Annotated in this window: 14 protein-coding genes; 8 read left to right on the forward strand and 6 right to left on the reverse strand. The window is 62.6% G+C overall.

The window, feature by feature from the left end:
- Positions 1-9 precede the first annotated feature (9 nt).
- From GGD53_RS27370 to repC, 4 genes are all read left to right on the forward strand, one after another.
- The gene (locus GGD53_RS27370; RefSeq protein WP_184459857.1) at positions 10-1,071 is read left to right on the forward strand and encodes an ABC transporter ATP-binding protein; all 1,062 of its coding nucleotides are present in this window, start codon (positions 10-12) and stop codon (positions 1,069-1,071) included.
- A 508-nt stretch (positions 1,072-1,579) separates the two neighbouring features.
- Complete coding sequence (gene repA, locus GGD53_RS27375) at positions 1,580-2,788, forward strand: plasmid partitioning protein RepA (RefSeq protein WP_184459858.1); 1,209 nt, start codon at positions 1,580-1,582, stop codon at positions 2,786-2,788.
- A gap of 70 nt (positions 2,789-2,858) precedes the next feature.
- Positions 2,859-3,833 (forward strand): plasmid partitioning protein RepB, encoded by a 975-nt coding sequence (gene repB, locus GGD53_RS27380; protein ID WP_184459859.1) that lies wholly within the window; start codon positions 2,859-2,861, stop codon positions 3,831-3,833.
- Between the two features lie 212 nt (positions 3,834-4,045).
- Positions 4,046-5,347 carry a plasmid replication protein RepC gene (gene repC, locus GGD53_RS27385; protein ID WP_184459860.1) on the forward strand — a complete coding sequence of 434 codons (1,302 nt, stop codon included), beginning with the start codon at positions 4,046-4,048 and terminating at the stop codon, positions 5,345-5,347.
- On the opposite strand, the gene GGD53_RS27390 is transcribed toward repC, so the two are convergent.
- Positions 5,340-5,819: a ProQ/FINO family protein gene (locus GGD53_RS27390; RefSeq protein WP_184459861.1), complete on the reverse strand. Its 480-nt coding sequence runs from the start codon at positions 5,817-5,819 to the stop codon at positions 5,340-5,342. The two genes, repC and GGD53_RS27390, sit on opposite strands and share 8 nt — an antisense overlap.
- Before the next feature lie 243 nt (positions 5,820-6,062).
- Here GGD53_RS27390 and panC point away from each other — a divergent pair, with 243 nt between their 5' ends.
- Positions 6,063-6,986 carry a pantoate--beta-alanine ligase gene (panC, locus tag GGD53_RS27395; protein WP_184459862.1) on the forward strand — a complete coding sequence of 308 codons (924 nt, stop codon included), beginning with the start codon at positions 6,063-6,065 and terminating at the stop codon, positions 6,984-6,986.
- Positions 6,983-7,804 (forward strand): 3-methyl-2-oxobutanoate hydroxymethyltransferase, encoded by an 822-nt coding sequence (panB, locus tag GGD53_RS27400; RefSeq protein WP_184459863.1) that lies wholly within the window; start codon positions 6,983-6,985, stop codon positions 7,802-7,804. The genes panC and panB overlap by 4 nt, the downstream gene beginning before the upstream one ends.
- Before the next feature lie 44 nt (positions 7,805-7,848).
- On the opposite strand, the gene GGD53_RS27405 is transcribed toward panB, so the two are convergent.
- Positions 7,849-8,763, reverse strand: a complete 915-nt coding sequence (locus GGD53_RS27405) for a hydrogen peroxide-inducible genes activator (RefSeq protein ID WP_184459864.1) — start codon at positions 8,761-8,763, stop codon at positions 7,849-7,851.
- Positions 8,764-8,907: 144 nt separating this feature from the next.
- Between GGD53_RS27405 and katG the strand changes: the two genes are divergently transcribed.
- Positions 8,908-11,094 (forward strand): catalase/peroxidase HPI, encoded by a 2,187-nt coding sequence (gene katG / locus GGD53_RS27410; RefSeq protein ID WP_184459865.1) that lies wholly within the window; start codon positions 8,908-8,910, stop codon positions 11,092-11,094.
- 543 nt (positions 11,095-11,637) lie between these two features.
- Positions 11,638-12,363, forward strand: coding sequence for an SDR family oxidoreductase (locus GGD53_RS27415; RefSeq protein WP_184459866.1), 726 nt, complete (start codon positions 11,638-11,640; stop codon positions 12,361-12,363).
- A gap of 95 nt (positions 12,364-12,458) precedes the next feature.
- Here GGD53_RS27415 and GGD53_RS27420 read toward each other — a convergent pair whose 3' ends face one another.
- The 4 genes from GGD53_RS27420 to GGD53_RS27435 all read right to left on the reverse strand — a co-directional run bounded on the left by GGD53_RS27420 (position 12,459) and on the right by GGD53_RS27435 (position 14,601).
- Complete coding sequence (locus GGD53_RS27420; RefSeq protein ID WP_184459867.1) at positions 12,459-12,869, reverse strand: PIN domain-containing protein; 411 nt, start codon at positions 12,867-12,869, stop codon at positions 12,459-12,461.
- Entirely contained in the window at positions 12,866-13,126 is a 261-nt protein-coding gene (locus GGD53_RS27425; RefSeq protein ID WP_085781307.1) for an antitoxin, read from the reverse strand. Before GGD53_RS27425 ends, GGD53_RS27420 begins: the two co-directional genes overlap by 4 nt.
- Positions 13,127-13,201: 75 nt before the next feature.
- Positions 13,202-13,759: a DUF3299 domain-containing protein gene (locus GGD53_RS27430; protein WP_184459868.1), complete on the reverse strand. Its 558-nt coding sequence runs from the start codon at positions 13,757-13,759 to the stop codon at positions 13,202-13,204.
- Between the two features lie 269 nt (positions 13,760-14,028).
- Complete coding sequence (locus GGD53_RS27435; protein ID WP_184459869.1) at positions 14,029-14,601, reverse strand: pyridoxamine 5'-phosphate oxidase family protein; 573 nt, start codon at positions 14,599-14,601, stop codon at positions 14,029-14,031.
- Positions 14,602-14,608: the final 7 nt, after the last annotated feature.

The raw sequence follows: 14,608 nt of genomic DNA on the forward strand, positions 1-14,608 counted from the left end.
AGGAGTTTCATGGCCCATGTTTCGGTCAGCAATGCGCGCAAGGACTACGGCGCGTTCAAAGCCATCAAAGGCGTGTCCGTCGATATCGGCGACGGCGAATTCGTCGTGCTGGTCGGCCCATCCGGCTGCGGGAAATCGACGCTTCTCAGGATGATCGCCGGCCTTGAAGGCATCACTTCGGGCAAGATCCAGATCGGCAGGCACATCGTCAACGAGCTTGCGCCGAAGGATCGCGACATCGCCATGGTGTTCCAGAACTACGCGCTCTATCCGCATATGACGGTGGCCAAGAACATGGGCTTCTCGCTGCGGATGAAGCGCATGCCGAGATCGGAGATTGATCAGCGGGTCGGCAATGCGGCGAAGATCCTCGGGCTGGAAAATCTGTTGGAGCGTTATCCGAAGCAGCTTTCCGGCGGCCAGCGGCAGCGCGTCGCCATGGGCCGGGCGATCGTGCGCGATCCGGCCGTCTTCCTGTTCGACGAGCCATTGTCGAATCTCGACGCCAAGCTTCGGGTGCAGATGCGCTCGGAGATCAAGGAGCTGCACCAGCGACTGCAGACGACGACGATCTACGTCACCCACGACCAGATCGAGGCAATGACCATGGCCGACAAGATCGTCGTCATGAAGGACGGGCTGATCGAGCAGTCCGGCTCGCCGCTCGAACTCTACGATCGCCCGAACAATCTGTTCGTCGCCGGTTTCATCGGCTCGCCGGCGATGAATTTCATCAAGGGCAGCATGAGCGAAGACGGGTTCAGGACCGTGGACGGCCTGCTGCTGCCGAGCGAACGCCGGCCGGTCGATGCGGTGACCTACGGCATTCGCCCCGAACATATCATGCTCGACGCCAACGGTATCGAAGTGACGACCGTCGTCGTCGAACCCACGGGCTCGGAAACACTCGTCCTCGTTCGGCTCGGAGGGCAGACGCTGACCTGCGTCTTCCGCGAGCGGATCAGGGCCGCCCCCGGCGACGTGCTGAGGATCGCCCCTGGTCACGACACCGTTCACCTGTTCGGCGCCGACGAGCAGCGCATCACCACAGGCGAAGCGCCACTGAGTTAGAGCCTTTCCGGGTTAGATTGCAGCATTCTGCCGGAGCAGGTTTTCGTCAGGGCAAAGGCGATTGGCGAAGGGCATACCCCTAGGTACGGTCGAGCCGATCGCCTTTGATCCTGGCGAAAAGATGCCCGGCCCTTCGGGTTGGCTGAAACGGGCCGGCTGATCGACCGGCCGGCTTGGCCGTAGCACTGGGCTACGACGCGCGCCGGCCGGTCGACCATCCGACTCCGTTTGAGCCAACAGAATGCTGCAATCTAACCCGGAAAGGCTCTAAGCCCGCCGAATGACCCCTCCCCTTCGGCCGGGCGCCGCCGGGGGCGCGTTATCGCGCCCCCGGCCCAAAATCCCGGTCGTCGGACATCACGCAGAGAACCGGCAAGTGCTTGAACGAGCACCGAAAAGGTTAATATGCGTTAACCTTAAATTTCTTGGCCGGCATCGGAGAATCGCGGATAATAACGGTTAGAAGGGCTTTTGATCCCGAAAATCGTTATCCGAAAGATTACTGCCGATGAACGCTAATTCGAACGCCTTGAAGGCCGCGCCGCTGCATTTCGAGGATCAGATTCTCGAGCACGGCGATGTCATTTCGAAGAAGCTGCATCTCTTGAGCGTGCAGCGCTTCCCGCCGAACGCGAAGAAGACGCTGCGCAGCTTCTCTCTCGCCGAGGTCGCCAATTATGTCGGGGCCTCACAGAGCACGCTGAAGAAACTGCATCTCGAAGGCAAGGGCCCCTGCCCGCAGACTTCGCCGTCCGGGCGGCGCTCCTACAGCGCCGAGCAGATGCTGGAGCTCAGGCGCTATCTCGATGCGCATGGCCGCTCCGAGAGCCGCATGTATGTGCCCCATCGCCGCGGCCATGAGAAGCTGCAGGTCATCGCCGTCGTCAACTTCAAGGGCGGCTCTGGCAAGACGACGACATCAGCCCATCTCGCACAGCATCTGGCGCTGACCGGCCATCGCGTGCTTGCCATCGATCTCGATCCGCAGGCATCGCTCTCCTCTCTGCACGGCTTCCAGCCGGAGTTCGACCAGGCCTCGTCGCTCTATGAAGCGATCCGCTATGACGGCGAGAAGAAGCCGCTCTCCGAGATCATCCACAAGACGAATTTTCCCGGCCTCGATATCGTGCCCGCCAATCTCGACCTGCAGGAATATGAGTACGATACGCCGCTCGCCATGGCCGACAAATCGAGCAATGACGGCAAGACCTTCTTCACCCGCATCTCCCGCGCGCTCGCTGAAGTCGACAACCTCTACGACGTCGTCGTCATCGATTGCCCGCCGCAGCTCGGCTACCTCACGCTGACGGCGCTGACGGCGGCATCAAGCGTCTTGATCACCATCCATCCGCAGATGCTCGACGTCATGTCGATGGGCCAGTTCCTGCTCATGCTTGGCGGCATCCTGAAACCGATCCGCGCCGCCGGCGCCGAAGTGAACCTCTCCTGGTATCGCTATCTCATCACCCGCTACGAGCCGACCGACGTGCCGCAGGCGCAGATGGTCGGCTTCATGTCGACGATGTTCCATGAGTTCATGCTGAAGAACCAGATGGTCAAATCGACGGCGATCTCGGATGCCGGGATTACCAAACAGACGCTCTACGAGGTAGAGCGCGCCTCGATGAATCGGGGAACCTACGATCGCGCGCTGGAGGCGATGGACGCCGTCAACACGGAGATCGCCGGCCTCATTCACCAAGCATGGGGGCGGTGAATTTGTCGGCTGACAAATTTACTGTTTCCGTCAAGCAAATCAATGCAATGACCGCAATCGGAGGAAGCTGATGGCACGAAAGAATCTGCTGGAAGGACTGGCCGATATGCCTGATGAAAACGCAGGCGCGCCGAATTATCCGATGCGCGGGGCAGGCCGGTCGCTCGTCCGCTCGCTGGATGAGCTTGCCAAGCAGGCGGAAAAATTCCTCGAAGGCGAGGCGGTGGTCGATCTCGACCCCGATCTCGTCGAAGCCTCCTTCGTCAAGGACCGGCTGTCCGAGGATGACGATGACTTCCAAGCGCTCGTCGAAGCGATCCGGGCGCGCGGACAGGACACGCCGATCCTGGTGCGTCCCCACGCCAGGATCCACGGACGTTATCAGGTGGTCTTCGGCCACCGGCGGCTGCGCGCCGCCCGCGAACTCGGCCGCAATGTCCGCGCCGTCGTCAAGGCGATCGACGACCGGACCCACGTGATCGCCCAGGGGCAAGAGAATTCGGCCCGCGCCGACCTCACCTTCATCGAGCGCGCACTCTTTGCCAGACGGCTGGAGGAGCTCGGTTACGACAGGGAGGTCATCTCGACCGCACTTGCCGCCAATGCGGCTTTGGTCTCGAAGATGCTGTCGGTAATGGACCGCATCTCGCCGGAGGTCGTCCAGGCAATCGGGCCTGCGCCCGGCGTCGGCCGCGAGCGCTGGGTGGAGCTTTCGCTGCTCGCCGGCAAATCGGCCAATGCGGCAGGTGTCGCAAAGGTCCTGCAAGAGGACAGCTTTCATCAACTGCCTTCCGACAAGCGTTTCGAAGCGCTCTATGCGGCGCTGAACAAAAGCGCGCGGCCGGTCAAGAAAACCGTCGCCGCGAGGAAGGTGAAATGGCAGCCGCGGGATAAGGCGGTGCAGGCGGAAATGAAGAATGACGGCAAGGCGTTCTCGCTCTCGATGAAGGCGAGAAATGCCGGCCGCTTCGGAGAATTTCTCTCCGGCAGGCTGGATGCGCTCTATGAGCAATTCCTCGCCGAGGAGGGCAAACAAGGAGACTGAAACCGCAAAAGAAAAAGGCCCCCAAACGAACGAGTCGTGGAAGCCCTTCTCACATCCTTAAGCAAGACAGAGAATCGCATTTTCACGAATCCCAGTCAAGAGTCCTGCAGCGCCTCGGCGTCTTTTCAGACGCGCAAATGACGCTGCCGCACTTTTCCTCCTCGCATCGTTTCGGTGAGCGGATTTCTTTTGCCTGATGAGAGGTGAAGGAAATGGAGAGTGACTATGTGACGACGCCCTTCGGGCGGCGGCCCATGTCGCTTGCCATGCTGCTGAAACAGCGGCGTGGCGAGGCAATCGCGGCCGGAACGACGCGCAACAAATGGAAGCTGTTCCGATCGGTCTGCGAGGCGCGGGCAGGGCTGGATGTCACCGACCGGGCGCTGACGGTGCTTGATGCGCTGCTGACATTTTATCCCGAGGACGAACTCTCCAGCGACAAACCGCTGGTGGTCTTTCCCTCGAACGCGCAGCTTTCGCTCAGAGCCCGCGGCATGGCCGCCGCCACCTTGCGCCGGCATCTTGCCGTGCTCGTCGAAGCCGGCCTCATCTCCCGCAAGGACAGCCCGAACGGCAAGCGTTATGTACGTCGCGGCAGGGAAGGCGGGATCGACGAGGCCTACGGCTTCAGCCTCGCCCCGCTTCTCGCCCGCGCCGGCGAAATCGAGACGATGGCGGCGCGCATCGTCGCCGACCGGCAGATGCTGCGTGGTCTGAAGGAGCGGCTGACGATCTGCCGGCGCGACATCGGCAAGCTGATTTCCGCAGCCGTCGAGGAAGCTGTTCCCGGCGACTGGCAGCGCATCTCTTCGACGTTCCAGGCGATCCTGCAGCGTATTCCGAAGGCTGCAAGTCTGGAAAACCTCCCGCCCATCCTCAAAGAACTCGAGATAACCCGCGAGAAAATCGTCAACCTATTGGAACTGCACGAGAAAATGCAGATGCCGAGCGCCAGTGAATCCCAAATTGAGCGCCACATACAGAATTCTCACCCCGAATCCATAATTGAATTTGAAGCGGGTCTCGAAAGCGGACAGGGGGTGACGGCGGAGAGGCGGGCCGAGCGCAATGATCAGCCGGAGACGAAACCGGACGATGACAGTCCGGAAGCGCAGGCGAGTGGCGGGGAGCGATGGCGCTTCGCCGTCAGGAAGAGGGCAACCGAACTCAAATCCTTCCCGCTCACCATGATTCTCCAGGCCTGCCCCCACATTTCCGATTACGGTCCGGGCGGCGCGATCGGCAGTTGGCGGGATCTGATGACGGCTGTTATCGTGGTGCGCACGATGCTTCACGTCAGCCCATCTGCCTATGAGCAGGCGTGCGCGGTGATGGGACCGGAAAACGCCGCCACCGTCATCGCCTGCATTTTGCAGAGGGGAGGGTGCATCCATTCCGCCGGCGGCTATCTCCGGGACCTCACGCGGCGCGCCGAGCGAGGTGAGTTCGCGTTGGGGCCGATGCTGATGGCGCTCCTGCGCGCAAAAGATCCACCTGTCGCCAAGCTCAGCTGACGGCGTTCTTCCTGCCGCGCAGAAGTGCGGCGCGGATCTGTTCGTTCTTGCTCAGCACAGGAGCGGGAACCACGACAGGTGCCGGCTCGGCTTCCTCGGCCTTCGCGGCGCTCTGCTTGAGGCTCAGGAAACGCTTCTGCGCAACCAATCGGTCTTCCTCCGACAGCGGCTCGACCGGTTCGCCGTCGATGTTATGGCGCATGGAATCGGGCTGAGCGCTGGCGAAATAATAGCGCCGGCAATGGACATAGGCCGCGGTCGCGCGCCGAAGCGTCGTCACGCCGGCATCGGGCTTCAGGAGCGGGCGCAGCTCGTTGAACAGGCCGACGGCGAAGGGAAGGACCGGATCTCCGGCCTTTGTCGGAAGCACGCCGACTGGCCGCACCAACAGCGTGTTGATCGCGTTGGCCTTTTCCACGTCGAGCTCGGTCGCCGCAATCGGGCCGCGGCTGATCTTCCAGGGTTTGTCCATGCATTCTCCATAACGGCCGACTGTGATGGTATCTTGACGGAGAGGGTAGATAGAGGCGCAGGTCGCACATTGCTAGCCCTGCGGCAAGCCGGATGCGAGACAAAGATTCCCGAGCGGATATGGGTCGGTTTATCGGCCCGCCATGCATCTAATCGTTTTTTGTCACGGAAGTGCATTGACCTCCCGCTTCGATTACACTTCTTATCCGCGCCCAAGATGAGTGACCGGCCGCGGGGAGGATGTATGCGGGTTTTCTCGAATATTGAAGAGCTGCGCCACACGCTCGATGCGCTGAAGCGGCAGGGGCGCACCGTCGGCCTCGTTCCGACCATGGGCTATCTCCACGCCGGACATCTCAAGCTCGTCGCGCGCGCCCGGGCCGAGAACGACATCGTCGTCGTCTCAATCTTCGTCAATCCGCTGCAATTCGGCCCGGCCGAAGACCTCGGCAAATATCCGCGCGATCTGGAGCGCGATGGCGACATGCTCAAGCAGGCCGGCGTGAATTTCCTCTTCGCGCCCGGCGTCGAGGATATGTATCCCCGCCCGATGAAGACGGTGGTCGACGTTCCCGATCTCGGCCGCGAACTCGAAGGCGCAGTCAGGCCCGGCCATTTTGCCGGCGTCGCCACCGTCGTCACCAAGCTTTTCAACATCGTCCAGCCGCAAACTGCCTATTTCGGGGAGAAGGACTACCAGCAGGTCGTCATCATCAAGCGCATGGTGGAAGATCTCGCCGTGCCGGTGCGGGTGATCTCTGTGCCGACCGTGCGCGACAGCGACGGCCTCGCCTTGTCGTCGCGCAATGTCTATCTCAGCCCCGATGAGCGGCGCGCGGCGGTGATCGTTCCGCAGGCGCTCGATGAGGCCGAGCGGCTCATCGCCGAAGGCATCACCGATGCGCAAGAACTTGAGGCGAAACTCACCGCCTTCATTGGCCGCGAGCCTCTGGCAAAACCCGAAGTCGTCGCCGTCAGGGATGCAGAAACACTGGCGCCGGTCGCTTCGCTCGAAGGCGCCATCGTCGTGGCGCTCTTCGTGAGGATCGGCACGACGCGGCTTCTCGACAACAGAGTTGTCGGAGACAACAGCAGCCCGGCGAGCGGGAACAGAATGATCCGGGACAACCGAATGAGCGGCCAGCCGGGAAAGGGAGTGACGAAATGAGCGCCACCGGATCTCAGAAGCGCCTGACGCCGACGCGAATCGCAGCCATGAAGGGCGGTAAGCCGATCGTCTGCCTCACCGCCTATACGACGCCGATGGCGCGCCTCCTCGACGAGCATTGCGACCTGCTGCTGGTCGGGGATTCGCTCGGCATGGTGCTCTACGGCATGGAGACCACAATCGGCGTGACGCTCGACATGATGATCGCCCATGGCAAGGCCGTGATGCGCGGCGTCGCCAATGCCTGCGTCGTCGTCGACATGCCCTTTGGCAGCTACCAGGAATCGAAGGAGATTGCCTTCCGCAACGCCGTGCGCATCATGCAGGAAACCGGCTGCGACGCCGTCAAGCTCGAAGGCGGCGAGGAGATGGCCGAAACCATCGCCTTCCTGACGAAGCGGGGAATTCCCGTGCTCGGTCACATCGGCCTGATGCCGCAGCTCGTCCACACCGCCGGCGGCTATCGCTCCGTCGGCCATTCCGAACACGAAACCTCGAAGATCCGCCGCGACGCGCATGCGATCGGCGGCTCGGGCGCCTTCGCCGTCGTCGTCGAGGGCACGGTGGAGCCGCTCGCCCGCGAGATGACGACTTCAATCCACATACCGACAATCGGCATCGGCGCCTCTTCCGCCTGCGACGGCCAGATCCTGGTTTCCGACGACATTCTCGGCCTATTCAATGATTTCAAGCCGCGTTTCGTCAAACGCTACGACGAGCTCGGCAAGAGGGTCGCGGACGCTGCCGCCTCTTATGCCGAGGAGGTGCGCGCGCGCAAATTTCCGGCAGCCGAGCATACGTTCAAGCGCCGCAGTTGAGGTGAGGGGCGGGTCTTAGACGCTAGGATGACGGCCAAGGTCCGTCACGTGAGCGCATCCTGCGCGCGCATAGTCTCGGCCGAGCGGCGCACCGCCTCGGCGACCTCCTGCAGCTGCTTGGCCATCGGCGTCGAATTGCGCCAGACCATGCCGATCGTCCGCGACGGCTGCGGCGCGGGGAAGCGGGAGATTGAGACAGGCGCCGACCGCGTTTCGACCGGAACGGCCATCTCAGGGATCAGGGTGACGCCGATGCCGGCGCCGACCATCTGGACGAGGGTGGAGAGCGAGCTGCCTTCCATGATCTCCCGCGGGCGGGCAGGGCCCACCTTGCAGAAGGACAGCGCCTGGTCGCGGAAGCAGTGGCCCTCTTCGAGCAGCAGCAGCCGCATTTCGCGCAGCGCCTCGCGCTCGGGCACCGGCTTGTCTCCATCCTCCTGCCGCCGGACCAGCACGAATTCTTCCCTGAAAAGCTCGAGTTCGGTCAGCGAGGGCTCCGACACCGGCAGCGCGACTATCGCCATGTCAAGCTGGCCCTGTGTCAATTCCTGAACCAGCCTGCCCGTCTGTGTCTCGCGCACCTCGATCTGAATTCCGGCGAAGGTTTCGTTGAGATCGTTTATAATCGCCGGCAGCAGGTAGGGTGCGATCGTCGGGATGATGCCGATGCGCAGACGCATGAGGAAGGATTCATGCGAGGCTCGGGCAAACTCCCCCAATTCGTCGACGGCGCGCAGGATGTCTCGGACGCGCAGCGCGAAGCTCTGGCCGAACGGGGTAAGCTTCACCTCGCGCGCGCTGCGCTCGAAGAGCTCGCCGCCCAATTCCTGCTCGAGTTCTTTGATCTGCATGGAGAGCGCCGGCTGGGAGATGGCGCAGGCGTCGGCGGCACGGCGGAAGCGGCCATCCCGCGCCAGGGCTTCAAAATAGCGTAGCTGTTTCAGGGTAAGATTCTTCATAACCTCAGCTTATCGCGACAATCAGTAAATCCAACTTAAAATTATTGAACGCTTCCGATATGAAGACTCCCAGGGAGAGAGTGGGGCGCCAGCTCGGCTCATCTTTTTGAACCGCGGACCGATCAAGCAATGAAGGAGACGATCATGGACAACCCCACTGACAGCACAGGAAAATGTCCTGTAGCCCATGGCAATACGCCGCGCGGCAGAGCCAACCGCGACTGGTGGCCGAACCAGCTGAACGTGCAGATTCTTCAACACAATTCCGGCCGTGCCGACCCGATGGGCAGGGACTTCGACTATGCCGAGGAGTTCAAGAAGCTCGATCTCGACGCGCTGAAGAAGGATCTTCACGCGCTGATGACGGATTCGCAGGACTGGTGGCCGGCCGACTTCGGTCATTACGGCGGCCTGTTCATCCGCATGGCCTGGCACAGCGCCGGCACCTATCGCATCACCGACGGCCGCGGCGGCGCCGGCCAGGGCCAGCAGCGTTTCGCACCGCTGAACTCCTGGCCTGACAATGCCAACCTCGACAAGGCTCGCCGGCTGCTCTGGCCAATCAAGCAGAAATACGGCAACCGCATCTCCTGGGCCGACCTCCTGATTCTCACCGGCAACGTCGCGCTCGAATCGATGGGGTTCAAGACCTTCGGCTTCGCCGGCGGCCGCGCCGACGTCTGGGAGCCCGAGGAGCTCTATTGGGGCCCTGAGGGCACCTGGCTCGGCGATGAGCGCTACAGCGGCGAACGCCAGCTGGCAGAGCCGCTCGGCGCCGTGCAGATGGGCCTCATCTACGTCAACCCGGAAGGCCCGAACGGCAATCCCGACCCGGTCGCTGCGGCTCGCGACATCCGTGAAACCTTCGCTCGCATGGCAATGAACGACGAGGAAACCGTGGCATTGATCGCCGGCGGCCACACCTTCGGCAAGACCCATGGCGCAGGCGACCCGTCCTTTATCGGCGCCGAGCCGGAAGGCGGCGCGATCGAAGACCAGGGCCTTGGTTGGAAGAGCACGTTCGGCACCGGCGTCGGCAAGGACGCGATCACCGCCGGCCTCGAGGTCACCTGGTCGCAGACGCCGACCAGGTGGAGCAACTATTTCTTCGAAAACCTCTTTGCCCACGAGTGGGAGCTGACGAAGAGCCCGGCCGGCGCGCATCAGTGGCGGGCCAAGAATGCCGAAGCCACCATTCCGGATGCTTATGAGGCGGGTAAGAAGCATGTTCCGACCATGCTGACCACCGATCTGTCGCTGCGCTTCGACCCGATCTATGAGAAGATCTCGCGCCGGTTCCTGGAAAATCCCGATCAGTTCGCCGACGCTTTCGCCCGCGCCTGGTTCAAGCTGACCCACCGCGACATGGGACCGAAGGTGCGCTACCTCGGCCCTGAAGTTCCGGCTGAAGACCTGATCTGGCAGGACGTGATCCCGGCCGTCGACCATCCGCTCGTCGACGACAAGGACATTGCCGACCTCAAGGCCAAGGTTCTCGCCACGGGCCTTTCCGTGCAGGAACTGGTCTCGACCGCCTGGGCGTCGGCCTCGACCTTCCGCGGTTCCGACAAGCGCGGCGGCGCCAATGGCGCGCGCATCCGTCTTGCCCCGCAGAAGGACTGGGAAGCCAACCAGCCGGCGCAGCTCGCCAAGGTGCTCGGTGTTCTCGAAGGCATCCAGAAGGACTTCAACGCAGCCCAGACGGGGGCTAAGAAGATCTCGCTCGCCGATCTGATCGTGCTTGCCGGTGCTGCCGGCGTCGAAAAGGCCGCGGCAGCGGGCGGCAACGCCGTCAGCGTGCCCTTCACGCCGGGCCGCATGGACGCGTCCGAAGCCCAGACCGACGCGCATTCCTTCGCGCCGCTCGAGCCCCGCATCGACGGCTTCCGCAACTATGTGAACGACAAGCGCCATCAGTTCATGAAGCCGGAAGAAGCGCTCGTCGACCGCGCCCAGCTCTTGACGCTGACCGGGCCTGAGATGACCGTCCTCGTCGGCGGCCTGCGCGTGCTGAAGGCAGGCAATCCCGAGCACGGCGTCTTCACCTCGCGCCCCGAGACACTGACGAACGACTTCTTCGTCAACCTGCTCGACATGGCCACGCAGTGGGTTCTCGCCGCCGGCAAGGACGGCGTCTATGAAGGCCGCGACCGCAAGACGGGTGCGCCTAAGTGGACCGGTACCCGCGTCGACCTGATCTTCGGCTCGCACTCGCAGCTGCGCGCCTTCGCCGAAGTCTACGGCCAGGCCGACGCCAAGCAGAAGTTCGTCAAGGACTTCGTCGCCGCCTGGAACAAGGTCATGAACGCCGACCGCTTCGACCTCGTCTGATAAAGGCAGCCATTTCGGCCCGGGCGCGGTTTCGACCGCGCCCGGTTTTTTTGTAAATGTCCTGGGGCGGCTACAACCGACCAAGCTTCCGATCCTCGCCGCACGTGATGGTTCGTGGGGCGCGGGCACCACCTATCCTTCCCTCATTCCTTTGACCTCAGGCTTCGTCCGAGGGATGTCACAGGGATCCAGCGCGCCCAAGTCCTTGGGCTAGGAAACTCCGTTGTTTTCAAAATAGTCATTCAGCGCGCGGACGCGCGGTGGCTGGATTCCTGTGACAGGCACAGGAATGAGGAGTGTGGGGTTAGCCTCCGGCCACTTTTCCGCAGCCGTTTCATTTTTACTCGGCGTCGTCTTCGGCCTTGTGCCGAGGATCTGCTGCCCTATCGACCGGAAGCAAGTGCTCGGGACAAGCCCGAGCTTGACGGAAGAGAGTTCAGAGGCACCACCGCCCAATCGCCCAGATCATCCCCGCCACGCCGCACTTCTAGCCATGACCGACCCCGCATGCGATAGATGATCGACACATTTGGAGGAGTGGACATGAAGGATTTGCAAGGTAAAGTCGCGGCCATTACTGGAGCTGCCTCGGGTATTGGATTGGCGACGACCGAGGCGATCATCGCGGCGCGCGGCACGGTCGTGATGATCGATCGGGACGAGGCGGCGCTGAGTGCGGCCTGCGGCAGGCTCGGCGAGAGGGCGATCGCGCTGCCGCTCGACCTTCTGAAACCCGAGGATTGCGCCGGCCTGCTGGACGGCATTCTCTCGAAGGCCGGCCAGCTCGACATCTTCCATGCCAATGCCGGCACCTATATCGGCGGGGATCTGGCGGATGCCGACCTCGATGCGATCGACCGCATGCTCAATCTGAACGTCAACGTGGTCATCAAGAACGTCCGGACGGTCATGCCGCACATGATCGAGAGAGGGACGGGAGACATCATCGTCACCAGTTCGGTCGCGGGCCATGCCCCGGTCCCGTGGGAGCCGGTCTATTCGCCTTCGAAATGGGCGATGCATTGCTTCGTCCAGACCATGCGGCGGCAGCTCCTCAAGAACGGCATCCGCGTGGGGTCCGTCTCGCCCGGACCTGTCAGCAGCGCTCTGCTGAAAGACTGGCCTGCGGAAAACCTGCGCAAAGCACGCGAGGCAGGCGCCTTGATCGAACCGCGAGACGTCGCCGAAGCCGTGCTCTTCATGTTGACCCGGCCGCGCAACGTGACGATCCGCGACGTGGTGATCCTGCCGAGCGCCTTCGACATCTGATATGAGTGAAGGCAGTGTGGATTCCTCTCCGTATAAACCGGCTGCGTGAAGAGGCGGATAGTGCGTGCCGAAACGCCGGCTGAAGCTCTCCGGGGCTACCGCCCGGTCGTCCAATTCTCGACGCGCAGGCCATCCACGCGCCGGAACTCCCCGACGTTGTTCGTAATAAGAACAAGGTCCCGCGTCTTCGCCTGCGCGGCTAACAGCACATCATAAGGACCGATCGGTGTTCCCTTTGCCGCCAACGCCGCGCGGATCTCTCCAGCGGCCAGCGCATCCTCGCGCTCGAAACCGACGGTCGGGAAATCCGCCATGAACAGGCGCAGGGTTTCGAGATTGTAGGAAATTTTCGCGCTCTTGTAGGCGCCGTAATAGAGCTCGTGCAGGACGATGCTCGACAGCCCGATCGATCCCTCGTCGCTGTCCATGACGTGGGCGAGCAGCATGTCGGACTTCCGGCCGATCAGAGCGATCACCGCATTGGTATCGATGAGATGAGTGATCACTTGAACAAGTCCTGAAGGCCAGTTCTCTCCTGATCTTCTGGCTGCTCACGTCCCTCCGCCATGAAATCGTCGCTGAGGCCGCGCTCCAGGGCGCTGCGCAACGAGGCCCAGCGGCCGCCGTGATCGGTCCGCGGCCGCAGAATGATCGCATCGCCTTCCCGTGTCACTTCCACCTGATCGACGTCGAAGCGAAACTCCTTCGGCAGCCGGACGGCCTGCGAATTGCCGGATTGAAAGACGCGCGCATATTGCGGCATAGAGAACGCTCCACGGATCGTATATATAGTTATGTATATACGCGGCTGGCGGCACTCATGCAAGAAGCCGTTCCGCTAGCGAGGCAGAATGCCGAAAGGCGAGAGCGTCAGCAGATCGGGATCATCGGTCGCCGTCGCTTTCGCCACTTGGGCATGGCTCATGCTGTAGCCGTAGGCAAGGACGCGGACACCGTCGATCATGAAGAACTGCGCCTGGTCCAAGCCGGGCCGCAGGCTGCCCGTTACGGTGACGGGCTCGTACATTCTTTCGAGGTGCAGAGGCTCCTGCGGAACGACGCGGACCAGCTGATTGGGCGGAGGGGAAGGCATGTGGCTGCAGGCTCCGGCCCAGGGGACCAGCATGAATTCGTAGACGAGATCACCATCCTGGTCGACCGGCAGCACGAAGCCCGTCAATGCGACGGGCTGGCCTTCGTCATGCCAGGCAAGCGTTTCGCCCTGCGGGCCGCTGACCGTCTTGCCCGACAGCGGCATTGTCGCCTTGGTCTGTTCGGCCGGCCGCAAAGCGCTCCAGAAGATGGGCTGGGCTGCGGCAAAGGCATCGGAAACCGGCGGTGCGGAAGCAAATGCCAGCACCCCGAACATCAGGCGAAACAGTCTGTGCTTCATCATCGCGTCTCCCGTGGCCGGCCGTTTCGGCGACCTGCCGCTGCCGCGGATGCTACTCCTGATTTCGCTCGGCCGTCCATCCGCTTTCCCTCGGCGCAAAGGATTTCCTGACCAAGCCCTTCGAGGCGATCCAGGCGGTGCTGCGCATCTTCAACCTGCTCGAAACTCGCATCCTGACGCTGGAACTCACGGGCTGGCGACGCCGAAATCGGACCGCCCCCAGGGACGATTGATCGCCTCCACTCGACGTCCGAAAGCGCGCCGATTTCAGGTCAGGGATTGACCCAGCGGCAAGAAGAGAGGGCACCGGCTTCGTCATAACAGAACAGCGCGCGACGATTGTCCTGCTGCCGCAGCTGGAACCAATCCAGCGTCCAGGCCCGGAAGATCAAGACGCCAAAGCGCGTCTTCCCCTCGGCCTCATCCGCAGGCTCTGCCGCGTCGATCATTTCGAAGGCGCGCTCGTCCCCGGGCGGGCCGCCCGCATAGGCCATCCGCGTCCGCGCGGGCAGCCTGCCCCACGCGGCATTAGCACCTCCGCTTCCCGGCCCATGAAGCTCGACCGCCCCTTGAAGCCGAAGCTGCAGCCGGCTCTCGGCGCTAAAGCCGAGGATCGTGACGCGGGGATTGACTGAAAGTTCCAGCCATTTGGAGCTGCGCGTATCCGTATGAAATTCGAGACACCGCGCCGACCTATCGGCCGCACGCAGCACGACCATGCGCGCCTGCGGCTTCGCCTCGGTATCGACGGAGCAGAGGCTCACATAGCGGAAACCCGACTGCGGATCCGCCGCAGCCGTTTCCAGCTCCGCCCATGCCGAGGCATCGATGTCAGTCAGATCCACCGGCAGT

Origin of the sequence: Rhizobium aethiopicum (genome assembly GCF_014197535.1) — a bacterium.
Lineage (GTDB): Bacteria > Pseudomonadota > Alphaproteobacteria > Rhizobiales > Rhizobiaceae > Rhizobium > Rhizobium aethiopicum_A.

Excerpts from the sequence above, each read along its gene's own strand:
- katG (WP_184459865.1), top strand. The coding sequence starts at position 8,908 with ATGGACAACCCCACTGACAGCACAGGAAAATGTCCTGTAGCCCATGGC.
- GGD53_RS27425 (WP_085781307.1), bottom strand. The coding sequence starts at position 13,126 with ATGCCGCAATATGCGCGCGTCTTTCAATCCGGCAATTCGCAGGCCGTC.
- GGD53_RS27430 (WP_184459868.1), bottom strand. The coding sequence starts at position 13,759 with ATGATGAAGCACAGACTGTTTCGCCTGATGTTCGGGGTGCTGGCATTT.
- GGD53_RS27370 (WP_184459857.1), top strand. The coding sequence starts at position 10 with ATGGCCCATGTTTCGGTCAGCAATGCGCGCAAGGACTACGGCGCGTTC.
- repB (WP_184459859.1), top strand. The coding sequence starts at position 2,859 with ATGGCACGAAAGAATCTGCTGGAAGGACTGGCCGATATGCCTGATGAA.
- GGD53_RS27390 (WP_184459861.1), bottom strand. The coding sequence starts at position 5,819 with ATGGACAAACCCTGGAAGATCAGCCGCGGCCCGATTGCGGCGACCGAG.
- panB (WP_184459863.1), top strand. The coding sequence starts at position 6,983 with ATGAGCGCCACCGGATCTCAGAAGCGCCTGACGCCGACGCGAATCGCA.
- panC (WP_184459862.1), top strand. The coding sequence starts at position 6,063 with ATGCGGGTTTTCTCGAATATTGAAGAGCTGCGCCACACGCTCGATGCG.
- repC (WP_184459860.1), top strand. The coding sequence starts at position 4,046 with ATGGAGAGTGACTATGTGACGACGCCCTTCGGGCGGCGGCCCATGTCG.
- repA (WP_184459858.1), top strand. The coding sequence starts at position 1,580 with ATGAACGCTAATTCGAACGCCTTGAAGGCCGCGCCGCTGCATTTCGAG.
- GGD53_RS27415 (WP_184459866.1), top strand. The coding sequence starts at position 11,638 with ATGAAGGATTTGCAAGGTAAAGTCGCGGCCATTACTGGAGCTGCCTCG.
- GGD53_RS27405 (WP_184459864.1), bottom strand. The coding sequence starts at position 8,763 with ATGAAGAATCTTACCCTGAAACAGCTACGCTATTTTGAAGCCCTGGCG.